Consider the following 14,790-nt stretch of genomic DNA (forward strand, 5'->3'; position numbering starts at 1 on the left):
TCCGGACGCTCCCGACCTTGACATCGGCAGTGAATCTGACGGACAGTCAGGTTCACTCGATGATGTGATGCCGGGAGGCCAGCGCCGTGCACCTCGCCCCGACCGAAGGCCAGTTGCGGCTCCGCGCCGAACTGCGGGAGTACTTCCACGATCTGCTGCCGGAAGGGCCTCCCGAGGACCCCGCCGCCCAGCGTGCACTGCTGCGCCGCATCGGCGCCGACGGATTGCTCGGCCTCGGCTGGCCCGTCGAGTACGGCGGCCAAGGACGTGGTCCCGACGAGCAGTTCGTCTTCTTCGACGAGGCCTACCGGGCCGGCGCCCCCGTCTCCATGGTCACGCTCAACACCGTCGGCCCGACCCTGATGAAGTACGGGACCCCGGAGCAGAAGGACTACTTCCTGCCCCGGATCCTCCGCGGCGAGACGGTCTTCGCCATCGGCTACTCGGAGCCCGAGGCCGGCACGGACCTCGCCTCGCTGCGGACCCGCGCCGTACGCGACGGAGCCGACTGGGTCGTCGACGGGCAGAAGATCTTCACCTCCAACGCCCAGAACGCGGACTGGATCTGGCTGGCCTGCCGCACCGATCCCGACGCCCCCAAACACAAGGGCATCTCGATCATCCTGGTGCCCACCGACGCCCCGGGCTTCGCGTGGACCCCGATCGACACGGTCGGCGGCCTCACGACCACGTCCACGTACTACGACGCCCTCCGCGTGCCGGCCGGCAACCTCGTCGGCCCCGAGCACGGCGGCTGGGGGCTGATCACCAACCAGCTCAACCACGAGCGCGTGGCCCTCGCCGCCATCGGCATGCAGGCGGAGGACTTCTATGCGGGCGCGCTCCGCCACGCCCGCACCCCCGATCCGGTCACCGGCGAACGCCCTGCCGACCGGCCCTGGGTGCAGTCCCGGCTCGCCGAGGCACATGCCCGGCTGGCCGCAGTGCGCCTCCTCAACTGGCGCCTCGTCCAGGACGTGGGCAGCGGCGCCCTGGCCCCCGGCGACGCCAGCGGCGTGAAGTTCCTCGGCACCGAGTCCACCGTCGAGGTGTACCGGATGTGCCAGGAGGTGGTGGGTGAGGAGGCGCTCGTACGGGGGCCCGAGGCCTTCGCCCGCGGCGAGCTGGAACGGATGAACCGGGCCGCCCAGATCAACACGTTCGGCGGCGGGGTGAGCGAGGTACAGCGGGAGATCGTCGCCATGATGCGGCTCGGCATGAAGGGGAGGAAGCGATGACCGCCACGGCGGACCAGGCAGCGGATGCGGGGGCGGGCGCCGAGGAGGCCGCCCGGTTCCACACGCTGCTCAAGGCCTTCGAGGGGCAGCCCGCAGCCACCGCGGGCGAGGGCAAGGACCCGGTCAACCTGCCCATGATCCGGCACTGGTGCGAGGCGATGGGCGACACCGACCCCGCCTACACCGGCCCCCACGCCATCGCCCCGCCCACCATGCTCCAGGCCTGGACGATGGGTGGGCTCTCCGGCCACGGCGACCGCTCCTCCGCCTACGACGAGCTCCTCGGGCTGCTCGACGACGCGGGCTGCACCTCCGTGGTGGCCACCGACTGCGAGCAGGAGTACCTGCGTCCGCTGCGCCCCGGCGACACGATCACCTACGACGCCGTCATCGAGTCGGTGTCCCCCCGCAAGACGACCAAGCTGGGCACCGGCCACTTCGTGACCACCCGCATGGACGTGCGGGCGGACGGCGAACCCGCCGGGACCCACCGCTTCCGGATCCTCAAGTACGCGCCCTCCGCCCCCCGCGGGAAGAAGCCTGCGGCCCGGCGCCCCCGCCCGGTGATCAACCGCGACAACGCGGGGTTCTGGGACGGCGTCGCGGACCACAAGCTGCTGATCCAGCGCTGCACCTCCTGCGCGACCCTCCGCTTCCCCTGGCTGCCCGGCTGCAACGTCTGCGCGAGCCTGGACTGGGACACCGTCGAGGCCTCCGGCGCCGGCACGGTGTTCAGCTACGTCGTCATGCACCACCCGCCCTTCCCCGCGTTCGACCCTCCGTACGCGGTCGCCCTCGTCGAGCTCGCCGAGGGCGTCCGGATGGTCAGCAACATCACCGGCGTCCCGTACGACAAGGTGCGGATCGGGCTGCCCGTGCAGCTGGAGTTCCTGCGCGTCGACGAGGACCTGGAACTGCCGGTCTTCCGAGGGAGCGAGGGCTGATGGACTTCCACCCCACCGAGGAGCAGGCAGCGGCGGCCGGACTCGCCGCCCGGATCTTCCGCGACCTCGCCACCCACGAACGCCTCGCCGCCGCCGGCACCGGCAGCGACGCCGAACTGTGGAAGGCGCTCACCGCCGCCGGGCTGACCGCCGCCGTGGAGGACGTCGGCCTACTCGGCCTGGTGCTGCTGCTGGAGGAGCAGGGCCGCACCACCGCACAGGTCCCGTACGCCGCCACCTGCGTGTACGGGATCCTGCCCGTCGCCGCGCACGGCAGCGCCGCACAGCGCGCCCGGCTGCTGCCGGCCCTGGGCTCGGGCGAGGCGGTCGCCACCGGCGCCTTCCCGGCCCGTGGCCGCATCACCGCCTCGCCGGACGGCCGGCTGACCGGCACCGCCCCCGTCGTGCCCTGGCTGCGCGATGCCACGCACGTGCTGGTCCCGGACGCCGACCGGGCCCTGTGGCTCGTACGGACGGACGCGCCCGGCGTGGAGACCTCTGACGTGGAGACCACGGCCCCCTGGTCGTCGGGGCGGCTCACCCTGGCCGGGGCCGAGGCGGAACGGCTGGGGGACGGCGGGGCCTACGAGGAGGTCCTGGCCACGGCCCGCACCGCCTTCGCCGGGCTGCAGGCGGGTGTGTGCGCGGGTTCCCTGGCCCGCGCGGTCGAGTACACCTCCACCCGCGAGCAGTTCGGCCGGCCGCTCTCCACGAACCAGGGCGTGATGCTGCGCGCGGCCGATGCGTACATGGACACGGAGGCGATCCGGGTCACCGCGTACGAGGCCGCCTGGCGGACCGACGAGGGGCTTCCGGCCCGCGAGCACGCCCTGACCGCGGCCTGGTGGGCCTCGGAGGCGGGCAAGCGGGTCGTGCACGCGGGCCAGCACCTGCACGGCGGGATGGGCGCCGACCTGGACCATCCCGTCCACCGGCACTTCCTCTGGGGGCGCCAGCTGGACGCGTACCTGGGCTGCGGCAGCGAGCTGCTGGCCGAACTGGGTGCGCTCCTGTCCGACCATGCCGCACCCGAGGGGGACCACGCATGAACGTCGGCGACACACTGGCGCCGCTGGAGATCCCGGTGACCCGCACGCTGATCGTCGCGGGGGCGATCGCCTCCCGCGATTACCAGGACGTGCACCACGACGCCTCGCTCGCGCGCGAGAAGGGCTCCCCGGACATCTTCATGAACATCCTGACCACCAACGGCCTGGTCGGCCGGTACATCACCGACCGCCTCGGACCGGGCGCCGTCCTGCGCAAGGTGGCCATCCGCCTCGGCGCCCCCAACTACCCCGGCGACACCATGGTCCTGACGGGCACCGTGGCCGCCGTGGACGGGAACACCGTGGAGATCCGGGTCGTCGGCGCCAACGGCATCGGCCACCACGTCACCGGCACGGTCACCGCGGAGGTGGCGGCATGAGCGTCCGCCACCGTGACACCCTCGGCGGGCGCGCCGCCATCGCCGGCATCGGCGCGACCGAGTTCTCCAAGGACTCCGGCCGCAGTGAGCTGCGGCTCGCCGTGGAGGCCGTGCACGCCGCCCTCGAGGACGCCGGGCTGACCCCCGCCGACGTCGACGGCATGGTCACGTTCACCATGGACACCAGCCCCGAGATCACCGTGGCCCAGGCCGCCGGCATCGGGGACCTCTCCTTCTTCTCCCGCATCCACTACGGCGGCGGCGCCGCCTGCGCCACCGTCCAGCAGGCCGCCCTCGCCGTCGCCACCGGGGTCGCGGAGGTCGTGGTCTGCTACCGAGCCTTCAACGAGCGCTCCGGCCGCCGCTTCGGCTCCGGCGTGCAGCAGCGCGAGCCCTCTGCGGAGGGCGCGGCGCTCGGCTGGTCGCTGCCCTGGGGGCTGCTCACCCCGGCCTCGTGGGTGGCCATGACCGCCCAGCGCTATCTGCACAGCTACCACCTGACCCCCGAGGCCTTCGGCCATGTCGCGGTCACCGACCGGCGGCACGCCGCGAACAACCCCGCCGCGTACTTCCACGGCAAGCCCATCACCCTCGCCGACCACGCGGCCTCGCGCTGGATCGTCGAGCCGCTGCGGCTGCTGGACTGCTGCCAGGAGACCGACGGCGGCCAGGCGGTGATCGTCACCAGCACCGAGCGGGCCCGGGACCTGCGGCATGCGCCCGCCGTGATCACCGCGGCCGCGCAGGGCGCCGGCCGCCTCCAGGAAGGCATGACCTCCTTCTACCGCGACGACCTCACCGGGCTGCCGGAGATGGACGTGGTCGCCCGGCAGCTGTGGCGGACCAGCGGGCTGCGGCCCTCGGACATCGACGTCGGCATCCTCTACGACCACTTCACCCCCTTCGTCCTGATGCAGCTGGAGGAGTTCGGCTTCTGCAAGCCCGGCGAGGCCGCCGACTTCGTGGCTGCGGACGCCCTGCCGCTCAATACCCACGGCGGACAGCTCGGGGAGGCGTACCTGCACGGCATGAACGGCATCGCCGAGGCCGTCCGCCAGCTGCGCGGCACCTCGGTCAATCAAGTGGCCGGAGCCGCCCGTGCCCTGGTCACGGCCGGTACCGGGGTCCCGACGTCCGGGCTGATCCTCGGCGCCGACGGCTGAGGCCGGACACACGGGCCGGCCCCCGGGCCGGCGCCCGGGCGCCCGCGGCGCACCCCGCCTCCTCCACCTTCAGGAGGTGGGGTGGGCCCCACCCCTACAACCTGAGATGGATCCGGCTTCGGCACTTGCGGCCGATCCCAGGCCGGGGCCGCGCTTCTAGCGTGGAGCCATGACCACGCCTGTGTGCACGCTCGCCTCGAACCCGACGCCGTACCCGTCGTTCTCGGCGTACGTCCGGACCCGCGGCACGGTCCTGATGCGCACCGCACGCTCGCTCACCGCCAACCCGTGCGATGCCGAGGACCTGCTGCAGACGGCCCTCGCCAAGACGTACGTCGCCTGGGACCGCATCGAGGACCACCGCGCCCTCGACGGATACGTCCGGCGGGCCCTGGTCAACACCCGTACCTCCCAGTGGCGCAAGCGCAAGGTCGACGAGTTCGCCTGCGACGAGCTCCCGGAGACCGAGGACACGCCGGCATCCGACCCCGCCGAGGCGCAGGCGCTGCGCGACGCGATGTGGCGCGCGGTGACCCGGCTGCCCGATCGGCAGCGCGCGATGGTCGTCCTGCGCTACTACGAGGACCTGAGCGAGGCACAGACCGCCGAGCTGCTCGGGGTGTCGATCGGCACGGTCAAGAGCGCCGTCTCGCGCGCGCTGGTCAAGCTCCGCGACGACCCGGAGCTCACCCCGGTCCGCTGAACCTGCCGACGTCTGAACCGGCCGACGTCTGAAGCGGCCCACGTCTGAAGCGGCCCACGTTTCACGTGAAACAGCCCTGGATGTTTCACGTGAAACCGTCAAGGCGCCCCGCCCTGTGCGCGATGCACCGCGAGCCCGCCCCCAGCCTGTGCACGATGCCAACGGAAGGACCCGAACAGCGATTACTTGCCGCGTTTGTACCCCCGGGTAGTGACATGCCGACCGGTACGTGCGCAGAATCGACGGCATCCGTAGCCGCCGCAGCGCCGCAGCGCTCACCGGGAGGACGCTTTGCTGAGCACCATGCAGGACGTACCGCTCCTCGTCACCCGCATACTCCAGCACGGGATGACGATCCACGGTAAATCCCAGGTCACGACCTGGACCGGGGAGGCCGAGCCGCACCGCCGCAGCTTCGCCGAGATCGGTACCCGCGCCACCCGCCTCGCCAACGCCCTGCGCGACGAGCTGGGCGTCCAGCAGGACGACCGGGTGGCCACCCTGATGTGGAACAACGCGGAGCACGTCGAGGCGTACTTCGCGATCCCCTCCATGGGCGCCGTCCTCCACACCCTCAACCTGCGACTGCCTCCCGAGCAGCTGGTCTTCATCGTCAACCACGCGGCCGACCGGGTCGTCCTGGTCAACGGAACCCTGCTGCCGCTGCTCGCACCGCTGCTGCCGCACCTGCCCACCATCGAGCACGTCGTGGTCGCCGGCATCGGCGACCGCTCCGCGCTCGACGGGCTGGACGTACACGTTCACGAGTACGAGGAGCTCCTCGCAGGCCGCCCCGACAGCTACGACTGGCCGGAGCTGGACGAGCGCCAGGCAGCCGCCATGTGCTACACCTCCGGCACCACCGGCGACCCCAAGGGCGTCATCTACTCCCACCGCTCCATCTACCTGCACTCCATGCAGGTCAACATGACCGAGTCGATGGGCCTGACCGACAAGGACACCAGCCTCGTCGTCGTCCCGCAGTTCCACGTGAACGCCTGGGGCCTGCCCCATGCCACCTTCATGACCGGTATCAACATGCTGATGCCGGACCGGTTCCTGCAGCCCGCCCCGCTCGCCGAGATGATCGAACGGGAGAAGCCCTCGCACGCTGCGGCCGTCCCCACCATCTGGCAGGGCCTGCTCGCCGAGGTCACCGCCAACCCGCGCGACCTCACCTCCATGAAGCAGGTCACCATCGGCGGCGCGGCCTGTCCGCCCTCCCTGATGGAGGCCTACGACAAGCTCGGCGTCCGCCTCTGTCACGCCTGGGGCATGACCGAGACCTCCCCGCTCGGCACCATGGCACACCCGCCGGCCGGGCTGAGCGCCGAGGAGGAGTGGCCGTACCGGGTCACCCAGGGCCGCTTCCCGGCGGGCGTCGAGCCGCGTCTGGTGGGCCCCGGGGGCGACATCCTGCCCTGGGACGGCGAGTCGGCGGGCGAGCTCGAGGTGCGCGGCACCTGGATCGCGGGCGCCTACTACGGCGGCGCCTCCGGCGAACCGCTGCGCCCCGAGGACAAGTTCAGCGCGGACGGCTGGCTGAAGACCGGCGACGTCGGCGTGATCAGCCCCGACGGGTACCTCACGCTGACCGACCGCGCCAAGGACGTCATCAAGTCCGGCGGCGAGTGGATCTCCAGCGTCGAGCTCGAGAACGCGCTGATGGCGCACCCCGAAGTCGCCGAGGCGGCGGTAGTCGCCGTTCCGGACGACAAGTGGGGCGAGCGACCGCTGGCCACCGTCGTCCTCAAGGAGGGCGCGAGCGTGGACTACGCGGGGCTGCGCGTCTTCCTCAGCCAGTCCATCGCCAAGTGGCAGCTGCCCGAGCGCTGGGCGATCGTCGCGGCCGTGCCGAAGACCAGCGTCGGCAAGTTCGACAAGAAGGTCATCCGCAAGCAGTACGCGGACGGCGAGCTGGACGTCACCAAGCTCGACTGAACCGACCGCGGTACCTGCTCAGCCCTGGCCGGCCTTCGTCAGCCAGGGCCGCAGCAGCCTGCTGACGGCCGGCATCGCCAGGTAGGTCATCAGTGTGCTGAAGACGACGGCGAAGGCGGCCGTCCGCAGGACGAAGTGCAGGTTCACCAGGTACGGCCCGAGCACCGCGTTGCCGGCGAGCGAGATCGGGAAGATGGCCAGCCCCGAGCTGATCGCCATCTTCCACCGCGGCGGCGCGGGCCGGGTCGTACCCGGCTTCGCGAACCAGGTCTCCATGCCGTGCAGTTCGCGCCGGGCTATCTCGGTGTGGTGGTGGCCCAGGCAGTTGGAGAACCACTGGGCCCGCTCGGCGGAGTCCTGCCACCGCTGGAAGGCCGCCTGGTCCCGGAAGCGGTGGACCAGGAACCACGGCCCGCCGTCCGTCGCCGGACGGAACAGCCCGTACCCCAGGTGCCCCGGGAAGTTCGCAGCCGTCTCCAGGATGCCGTGTGCCCAGGCCTCGAACGTCTCCTCGTGGCCCGGTTCCACCTGGCGAGCGATGAGGAGGTTCACCTCCCCGTTGTCGGCGGGGACGGTGTGCTCGCTCGTGTCGATGATGGCCATCGGGCCAGGATGACTAGTTCGTACCGATCTTGGCCAGCAGGTCCACGATGCGGCCCTGGACGTCCGCCGTGGTGGACCGCTCGGCCAGGAAGAGGACGCTCTCCCCGGAGGCCAGCCGCGGCAGTGCGGCCGGGTCGATCCCCGTTGTCGTGTAGACGACCAGCGGCGTTCGGTTGAGCTGTCCGTTGGCACGCAGCCAGTCCACGATCCCGGCCCGGCGGCGCCGGACCTGCATCAGGTCCATGACCACCAGGTTGGGCCGCATCCGCGTCGCCAGCTCCACCGCGTCGGTGTCCGCGCCCGCCCTGGCGACCTGGAGGCCGCGCCGTTCCAGGGCGGCCGTCAGCGCGGTCGCGATCTCGTCGTGCTCCTCGATCAGCAGCACCCGGGAGGGGTGCTGCTCGCTGTCGCGCGGTGCGAGCGCCTTGAGGAGAACGGCCGGGTCGGCCCCGTACGCCGCCTCGCGCGTGGCGTGCCCCAGCCCGGCCGTGACCAGTACGGGCACCTCGGCGGCCACCGCGGCCTGGCGCAGGGACTGCAGGGCGGTCCGGGTGATCGGCCCGGTCAGCGGGTCCACGAACAGCGCGGCGGGGAACGCGGCGATCTGCGCGTCCACCTCCTCGCGGGAGTGCACGATCACCGGGCGGTAGCCGCGGTCGCTGAGCGCCTGCTGGGTCTGCACATCGGGCGCCGGCCACACCAGCAGGCGGCGCGGGTTGTCCAGGGGCTCGGGAGGAAGCTCGTCGTCCACGGGCAGCGGTACGGGCCGGTTGACCACCTCGACGGCGCCGCCGGGCCCGTCCAGCGGCTCGGGGCCCTCGTCGGCACCCGCCTCCGGGGCTCCTATCGCGAACGCCCGGCCCTGGGGCGCGGGCTCGGCGAGCCGGCGCCGGCGGCCGGAGCCGCCCGTGCCGCCTGCGCCGTTGGTGCTTCCGGGGTCGACCGAGATGCCCTGGCCGAGGGTGCCGAGGGCGCGCACGCTGATCGGCTGCGCGGCCTCCGCAGGGGAGTCCTGAGACTGCCGGGCGCCGGGCACGGCGGCCTGGCCGGCGGCCTCTTCGTCCTCGGGTGCGGTCCGGGCCGCCGGAACCGGCCAGGCCGGAGTGGCGGGCAGCGCCCGCCGCCGCCCGGTCGGGGTGACGGCTTCCTCCGTGGCCGCGGCCGGCTGCGCGGCGGGAGCCGCGGGCTCGGCACCGGGCGCGCCCAGCACCCGGCGCCCACGCCGCCCGGCCGGGGCTTCGCCCTCGGCCTCGGCGGGAGCAGGGGCCGGACCGGCCATGGCGGGGGTCTGCGCGGCGCCCGCAGCCGGTACCGCGCCCTGAACCGGCGCGGGAGCCGGCGGCGGGGTCGGTCCGGCGGGCAGCGCGAAGCCGCCCTCGGGGGCGATGGGCCGGGAGGGGGCCTGCGGGGCGGCTTGAGCCGGCCCGAGCCCGGTCGCGGGCACGGGACCGCCGGGCTGCGGCGCGGCCACGGGACCCAGCGCCCGCCGGCGCCCGGCGGGATGCTCGGTCACCGGAACCGGCGGCACGGCAGGCACCGGCGGTACGGGCGGCACCGGCGAGCCCGAACCCGGCGGCACCGGCGAAGCCGAGCCCTGCGGCATCGGGGGCAGGGGCACACCGGAACCGGAGCCGGGACCGGGAGAAACCTGAGGCACGGGCGGCAGCGCGGGCATGGCGGCGCCCTGCGGGGGCACGGGCCGGCCGGGACCGCCCTCGCCGCCGGTTCCGCTTCCGTCGCCGTCCCGGCCGCGTCGGCGCCCGGTGCCCAGGCCCGCCGGGTTCACCGGGGACTGCGCGAGCTCGGGGCCCGCGGCGGGAGCGTCCGGAGCGCCGGCCTCGCCCGCCCGCCGCCGCCCGGACGGCAGTGCCAGCGCACTCCCGCCCTCGGCGGCGCCGTTCGCCTTCGCCTCGTCGGCCGCGTCCTCCAGGAACGCGTCCACCCCGCGCCGGGCCCGCCGCCCGGCGGGGCCCTTGCCCGCGGCCTCGGCCGACGGCTCCTTCGCGGGCTCCGGTTCCGGATCCGGCAGCGTCACCGTGCCGGCTCCCGCGCCCAGCGGCAGCTCCAGCACGTACGCACCGCCGGGCGCGCCGGGCACCTCCACCGTCTGCAGCACGCCCCCGTGCGCGGTCACGATGCCCCGCACGATCGGCTCGTGCACCGGGTTGCCGCCCTCGTACGGCCCGCGCACCTCGATCCGTACGACCTCGCCCCGCTGAGCGGCGGCCACCACGATCGTCGAGTCGCTGTACCCGCTGCCCTGGCGGGTCTTGCCGGTGGCGTCGACCCCGGCGACGTCCGCGACCAGGTGCGCGAGGGCGCCGGCGATCCGCTCGGCGTCCACCTCGGCCTCGATGGTCGGGGCGTGCACGGCGAACTGCACGCGGCCCGGGCCGATCAGCTCGACCGCACCGTCGATGCCGGCCGCGACGACGCCGTCGATCAGGACCTTCTTCTTCTTGAGCTTCTCGGTGCCCGCGTCGAGGCGCTGGAACCCGAGCACGTTGTCGACCAGCGCGGTCATCCGGGAGTACCCGGCGGCCAGGTGGTGAAGCAGCTGGTTGGCCTCGGGCCACAGCTGCCCGGCGTCGTCGGCGGCCAGCGTGGCCAGCTCCCCGCGCAGCTCCTCCAGCGGACCCCGCAGGGATTCGCCGAGGACCGCCAGCAGCTGTGCGTGCCGCGCCGCCAGGGCGTCGTACGGCCGTCGGTCCGTGAAGGTCATGACGGCGCCGACGAGCAGCTCCCCGTCCCGTACGGGCGAGGTGGTCAGGTCGACGGAGACCGGCTGCCCGGCCTTGTTCCACAGCACCTGGCCGCGGACCCGGTGCTTGCGCCCGCTGCGGAGGGTGTCGGCGAGCGGGGACTCCTCGAACGGGAACGGCGAGCCGTCGGCGCGCGAGTGCTGGATCAGCCCGTGCAGCTCGCGGTTGCCGAGATCGGTGGCGCGGTACCCGAGGATCTGCGCGGCGGCCGGGTTGACGAGCACGACCCGCCCGTCGGTGTCCGTGCCGACGACGCCCTCGGCGGCGGCCCGCAGGATCATCTCGGTCTGCCGCTGGGAGCGGGCCAGCTCGGCCTCGGTGTCCACGGTCTCGGAGAGGTCGCGTACGACGAGCATGAGCAGCTCGTCACCCGTGTAGGGCTGCGGCTCGCGGTAGGCGTCGCGGCCGTCGAGATGGGCGGCGGTCACTTCGACGGGGAACTCGGTGCCGTCGGTGCGGCGCGCGACCATCCGCTTGGGCTTGGCCCGGCCGCCCTCGTCCTCGCCGGGCCGGCGCATGGAGCCGGGGATCAGCTTGGAGTCGAACTCGGGGAGGAGGTCCAGCACGCCGCGGCCGACGAGCCCGGTGCCGGGGCTCTCCATGACCTCGAGGGCGATCGAATTCGCGTTGACGACCGTGCCGTTGGCGTTGACGAGCAACAGCGCGTCCGGAAGAGCGTCGAGTATTGCTGCGAGGCGAGCAGCGCCTCGGGATGGCCTGCTGCTCACGACGAGCTTCCTCCCTGACCACAACTACCGGCATGTCACGGGAGGAGTCTAAGGGCACGGCCCCGGCCTGAGGTGGCGGATGTTCGGTGGATACCGTGCATCCTTCGCATCCTCCCAGGTCAGGAGCGCCCACCCGGAAGCACAGGTTCCAGGTCGTTCCACCGGGCGATCTCGCATCCGTTGGTCCGCCGGAACGTGGCGTCCACCTTGTGGCCTTGCCATGTTCCGGTGACGTGCGCGGTGGCCGGACCGCCGTCCTGCATGGTGCAGATCTGCCGCTTGGCCTGAGGAGCGAAGGGGTCTTTGCCCTGCTTCGCGAGGCTGTCGAGGCGGACGCAGGCCTGCTCGGCCTCGGGGTGGTTCCCGCCGACGGGGTTGCACTCGAGCAGGTACTCGCCGTCGGCCCGGGGGTTGCCGGTGGCGGACACGGCGATGGTGAGGCGGTCGGGCGCCGCCAGGAGCCGGTCCAGCGGCGGCAGCGGGGGCAGTGGCCCGGCGGCCGTGGCCGCCGTGGCGGCCAGGGCGGAGGTGACGGCGAAGGCGGCGAGACGCAGCATGGGGCACTCCAGGTCGTCCGTACGTCGTACACCTGACCAACGACGCGCGCCCGCCGACGTTGCGTACGGACGGAGGCGCGTCCGTGCGCGCATGCGTGCGGGCGGCGCGCGCCGGGTGCTTAAGGCTTTGCTCTGGTGGCGGCTGTCCTTGTACCGTGGGAGCGGATTGGTGAGCGGCCCTGTGGCTGTGTCATCATCTGCACGCACCCTCGTACGCGAGGGTGTGCTGGAGGCGTCGCCTAGTCCGGTCTATGGCGCCGCACTGCTAATGCGGTTTGGGTCTTAAAGCCCATCGAGGGTTCAAATCCCTCCGCCTCCGCACCTGCCGAAGCCCCGGTCCTGATGGACCGGGGCTTCGGTGCGTTCGCGGCGGGTGCGTCCGGGGGGTTGCGTCGGCGCCATCCGGCCAGGACCGCCGGCGTCCCCAACCCCGTCCCGGCATCGGCGCGAACCCTTCCGGATGATCTCCGTCCGGAGTGTTTTCGCAGGTCAGGGCCGGTTTGGTTAATGGATTTCGCGTCCCGCCGAGGTCCATGTATTGTTGTTCTCGCAAGGCCAACGGGGCGCAAAACCCCGAGAAGCCCAAGCACTCGTAGCTTAACGGATAGAGCATCTGACTACGGATCAGAAGGTTGCAGGTTCGAATCCTGCCGAGTGCACAGCCCAAGAGGCCCCCCGGTTCACCGGGGGGCCTCTTGCGTTGTCCGGGGGCCGTTGCGGGGTCCTCCTTGGTGGGGAGGGGGACCCGGGGGTTCTCCGGGTCGGGGATCGGTCCCGTGGGGGACGACCGGCGGGCAGGGCCTGGATACGGTCCTCGGGAGGGTTCGGAAGGGTTCGGAACCGGAAGAGGGGGACTCCCATGGGGCTGTTCGGGAACGCGCACACGGTCGATCCGTCGTCGGCGCAGCGGGACTACGCGCGGCTGCTCGGGCAGGGGGAGCAGGTACACGCCGCCTACCTGTTGATCCGGGACACGATCCTGTTCACCGACCGGCGGCTCGTGCTCGTCGACAAGCAGGGGCTCACCGGAAAGAAGGTGGAGTACCACTCCATCCCCTACCGGAGCATCACGCACTTCTCCGTGGAGACCGCCGGGCACTTCGACCTCGACGCCGAGCTCAAGATCTGGCTCTCCGGCAGCGCGGCGCCGATCGAGAAGACGTTCACCAAGGGCGTGGACATCTACGAGGTGCAGGCGATCCTGACGCAGTTCGTCGCACGGTAGCCCCGCCGGGCCCCGGGCGGCGGCGCTCGCTGGAGGACGGGACGCGGATGCGGCCGATCAGGGTGCCGCGCGGCGTCGTCGGGGCCGAATTCGATTCGGTCTCGTAGGGGGATTGCAGGACCCTGTACCGTCGGCGCCAGGGATTCAAGGGGATGTGGGAGGAAGATCGCGTGGACGACATCGACCGGGCGCTCGTCCTGCGCCTGCAGCAGGACGCGGGCCAGTCGTACGCCGCCCTCGGCGCCGCCGTCGGGCTCTCGGCCGGGGCCACGCACGAGCGCGTACGCAAGCTGCGCGAGCGCGGGGTCATCCGGCGCACGACGGTCGAGGTGGACCCCGCGGCCGTCGGGAGCGGGGTGCTCGCCTACGTGATGGTCGACTCCAACGCCTGGATGGGGGACTCGAAGGCGGCCTTCGAGGCGATCGCCGAGATCCAGGAGGCGCACATCATCGCGGGGAGCGCCTCCGTCCTGGTGAAGGTGCGCACCGCCACGACCGGGCAGCTGCAGGACGTCCTGCGCCGCCTCTACGCCATCGACGGCGTCAGCGGTACGCACGCCACCGTCGCGCTCGAGACCTTCTTCGAGCGGCCGCTCCCGCTGTGACCTGGCGGTGCACCGGGATCCGGTGGAACGACGGCCGCCCCGCCATCGGGTGGTGGGCCGAGGGGCGCGGTGAGCGCAGCAGCCTGCTCACGTACGGGCAGCGGCTGGCCTTCGCGGCCCGCGGGGAGCGGCACTGCCTGGGCGTGCGGCGGGCCGGGAAGCGGACCCCGTGCCCCAGGGCCGCCACGGTGCCCGGCCGGGCCGGGAACGCCCAGTGCCCCGAATGCGCCCGCCTGGACCGGTCGTTCTCGGTGGCCGCCGACACCAACGCCGCCGATCCGCGCACGTACCGCGTCTACCTGGCCTGGTTCGGGCCCGGCCTGGTCAAGGTCGGCATCACCGCCGAGGAGCGCGGCCCGGCCCGGCTGCTGGAGCAGGGGGCGGTGACCTGGACCTGGCTGGGCCGGGGGCCGCTGATGGCCACCCGCCGCACCGAGGAGCTGCTGCGGGCCGCCCTGGGGGTGCCGGACCGGATCGCGTACGCCCGCAAGCGCGCCGTACGGGGCTACCTGCCGGCGGCTGCCGACCGGGCCCGGGAGGTCGCCGAGCTGCATGCCCGGGCCGCGGCCCTGCCGGGCCGGCCGGAGTCGCTGGAGCAGCTGGCGTGCGAAACCGTCGACCACGCCGGGCCGTTCGGGCTGGACGGGCTGCCCGCTCCCACACGGGTGATCACCGGGATGGTCCCCGGCGGGGCCGTCGTGGGCCGGCTCGTCGCCGCGGCCGGTCCCGATCTGCACCTCGCGGACGGGCTCGTCGTGGACACGCGGCTGCTCGCGGGCTGGGAGCTCGTCGCCCCGGCCGAAGACGGCACGACTGCGGTGCCGGTCGCCGAGCTGCCGCCGCTCGCCGCTCCAGGCGGGCAGGACGGGCTGTTCTGACCACCGGCCCCGCC

Annotated in this window: 13 protein-coding genes and 2 tRNA genes; 12 read left to right on the plus strand and 3 right to left on the minus strand. The window is 73.0% G+C overall.

Annotated features, from left to right (window positions below; all coding sequences use genetic code 11):
• The first annotated feature begins 86 nt into the window (after positions 1–86).
• The 7 genes from AB5J51_RS21165 (at position 87) to AB5J51_RS21195 (ending at position 7,418) form a co-directional block, all read left to right on the plus strand.
• Entirely contained in the window at positions 87–1,238 is a 1,152-nt protein-coding gene (locus tag AB5J51_RS21165; protein WP_369778341.1) for an acyl-CoA dehydrogenase family protein, read from the plus strand.
• Positions 1,235–2,182 (plus strand): bifunctional MaoC family dehydratase N-terminal/OB-fold nucleic acid binding domain-containing protein, encoded by a 948-nt coding sequence (locus AB5J51_RS21170; protein ID WP_369778342.1) that lies wholly within the window; start codon positions 1,235–1,237, stop codon positions 2,180–2,182. Before AB5J51_RS21165 ends, AB5J51_RS21170 begins: the two co-directional genes overlap by 4 nt.
• Positions 2,182–3,231 (plus strand): acyl-CoA dehydrogenase family protein, encoded by a 1,050-nt coding sequence (locus tag AB5J51_RS21175; RefSeq protein ID WP_369778343.1) that lies wholly within the window; start codon positions 2,182–2,184, stop codon positions 3,229–3,231. The genes AB5J51_RS21170 and AB5J51_RS21175 overlap by 1 nt, the downstream gene beginning before the upstream one ends.
• A complete protein-coding gene (locus tag AB5J51_RS21180; RefSeq protein ID WP_053785413.1) occupies positions 3,228–3,611 on the plus strand; it encodes a MaoC family dehydratase in 384 nt (127 codons plus the stop codon). The genes AB5J51_RS21175 and AB5J51_RS21180 overlap by 4 nt, the downstream gene beginning before the upstream one ends.
• Positions 3,608–4,774 carry a lipid-transfer protein gene (locus tag AB5J51_RS21185; protein WP_136225028.1) on the plus strand — a complete coding sequence of 389 codons (1,167 nt, stop codon included), beginning with the start codon at positions 3,608–3,610 and terminating at the stop codon, positions 4,772–4,774. Before AB5J51_RS21180 ends, AB5J51_RS21185 begins: the two co-directional genes overlap by 4 nt.
• Positions 4,775–4,943: 169 nt before the next feature.
• A complete protein-coding gene (locus AB5J51_RS21190; protein WP_030292456.1) occupies positions 4,944–5,477 on the plus strand; it encodes a SigE family RNA polymerase sigma factor in 534 nt (177 codons plus the stop codon).
• Positions 5,478–5,768: 291 nt separating this feature from the next.
• Complete coding sequence (locus AB5J51_RS21195) at positions 5,769–7,418, plus strand: long-chain fatty acid--CoA ligase (protein ID WP_136225029.1); 1,650 nt, start codon at positions 5,769–5,771, stop codon at positions 7,416–7,418.
• An 18-nt stretch (positions 7,419–7,436) separates the two neighbouring features.
• Here the strand turns inward: AB5J51_RS21195 and AB5J51_RS21200 are convergent, their stop codons facing one another.
• From AB5J51_RS21200 to AB5J51_RS21210, 3 genes are all read right to left on the minus strand, one after another.
• Positions 7,437–8,021, minus strand: a complete 585-nt coding sequence (locus AB5J51_RS21200) for an antibiotic biosynthesis monooxygenase (protein ID WP_053785410.1) — start codon at positions 8,019–8,021, stop codon at positions 7,437–7,439.
• A 13-nt stretch (positions 8,022–8,034) separates the two neighbouring features.
• Positions 8,035–11,511, minus strand: a complete 3,477-nt coding sequence (locus AB5J51_RS21205) for a PAS domain-containing protein (RefSeq protein WP_369778345.1) — start codon at positions 11,509–11,511, stop codon at positions 8,035–8,037.
• 119 nt (positions 11,512–11,630) lie between these two features.
• Positions 11,631–12,068, minus strand: coding sequence for an SSI family serine proteinase inhibitor (locus AB5J51_RS21210; protein WP_053785408.1), 438 nt, complete (start codon positions 12,066–12,068; stop codon positions 11,631–11,633).
• Between the two features lie 228 nt (positions 12,069–12,296).
• Between AB5J51_RS21210 and AB5J51_RS21215 the strand changes: the two genes are divergently transcribed.
• The 5 genes from AB5J51_RS21215 (at position 12,297) to AB5J51_RS21235 (ending at position 14,776) form a co-directional block, all read left to right on the plus strand.
• Positions 12,297–12,387: transfer RNA gene (locus AB5J51_RS21215), tRNA-Ser, on the plus strand.
• Between the two features lie 267 nt (positions 12,388–12,654).
• A tRNA-Arg gene (locus AB5J51_RS21220) sits at positions 12,655–12,727 on the plus strand.
• 200 nt (positions 12,728–12,927) lie between these two features.
• Positions 12,928–13,293 carry a PH domain-containing protein gene (locus AB5J51_RS21225; RefSeq protein WP_030292447.1) on the plus strand — a complete coding sequence of 122 codons (366 nt, stop codon included), beginning with the start codon at positions 12,928–12,930 and terminating at the stop codon, positions 13,291–13,293.
• A gap of 170 nt (positions 13,294–13,463) precedes the next feature.
• Positions 13,464–13,898 carry an Lrp/AsnC family transcriptional regulator gene (locus tag AB5J51_RS21230; RefSeq protein WP_053785400.1) on the plus strand — a complete coding sequence of 145 codons (435 nt, stop codon included), beginning with the start codon at positions 13,464–13,466 and terminating at the stop codon, positions 13,896–13,898.
• Complete coding sequence (locus tag AB5J51_RS21235) at positions 13,895–14,776, plus strand: DUF2797 domain-containing protein (protein ID WP_369778346.1); 882 nt, start codon at positions 13,895–13,897, stop codon at positions 14,774–14,776. The genes AB5J51_RS21230 and AB5J51_RS21235 overlap by 4 nt, the downstream gene beginning before the upstream one ends.
• Positions 14,777–14,790 lie beyond the last annotated feature (14 nt).

The organism is Streptomyces sp. R33 (genome assembly GCF_041200175.1).
In the GTDB taxonomy this organism is placed as follows: domain Bacteria; phylum Actinomycetota; class Actinomycetes; order Streptomycetales; family Streptomycetaceae; genus Streptomyces; species Streptomyces katrae_B.

Coding starts and splice junctions, on each gene's coding strand:
- AB5J51_RS21170 (WP_369778342.1), top strand. CDS start 1,235: ATGACCGCCACGGCGGACCAGGCAGCGGATGCGGGGGCGGGCGCCGAG.
- AB5J51_RS21175 (WP_369778343.1), top strand. CDS start 2,182: ATGGACTTCCACCCCACCGAGGAGCAGGCAGCGGCGGCCGGACTCGCC.
- AB5J51_RS21180 (WP_053785413.1), top strand. CDS start 3,228: ATGAACGTCGGCGACACACTGGCGCCGCTGGAGATCCCGGTGACCCGC.
- AB5J51_RS21185 (WP_136225028.1), top strand. CDS start 3,608: ATGAGCGTCCGCCACCGTGACACCCTCGGCGGGCGCGCCGCCATCGCC.
- AB5J51_RS21190 (WP_030292456.1), top strand. CDS start 4,944: ATGACCACGCCTGTGTGCACGCTCGCCTCGAACCCGACGCCGTACCCG.
- AB5J51_RS21200 (WP_053785410.1), bottom strand. CDS start 8,021: ATGGCCATCATCGACACGAGCGAGCACACCGTCCCCGCCGACAACGGG.
- AB5J51_RS21210 (WP_053785408.1), bottom strand. CDS start 12,068: ATGCTGCGTCTCGCCGCCTTCGCCGTCACCTCCGCCCTGGCCGCCACG.
- AB5J51_RS21225 (WP_030292447.1), top strand. CDS start 12,928: ATGGGGCTGTTCGGGAACGCGCACACGGTCGATCCGTCGTCGGCGCAG.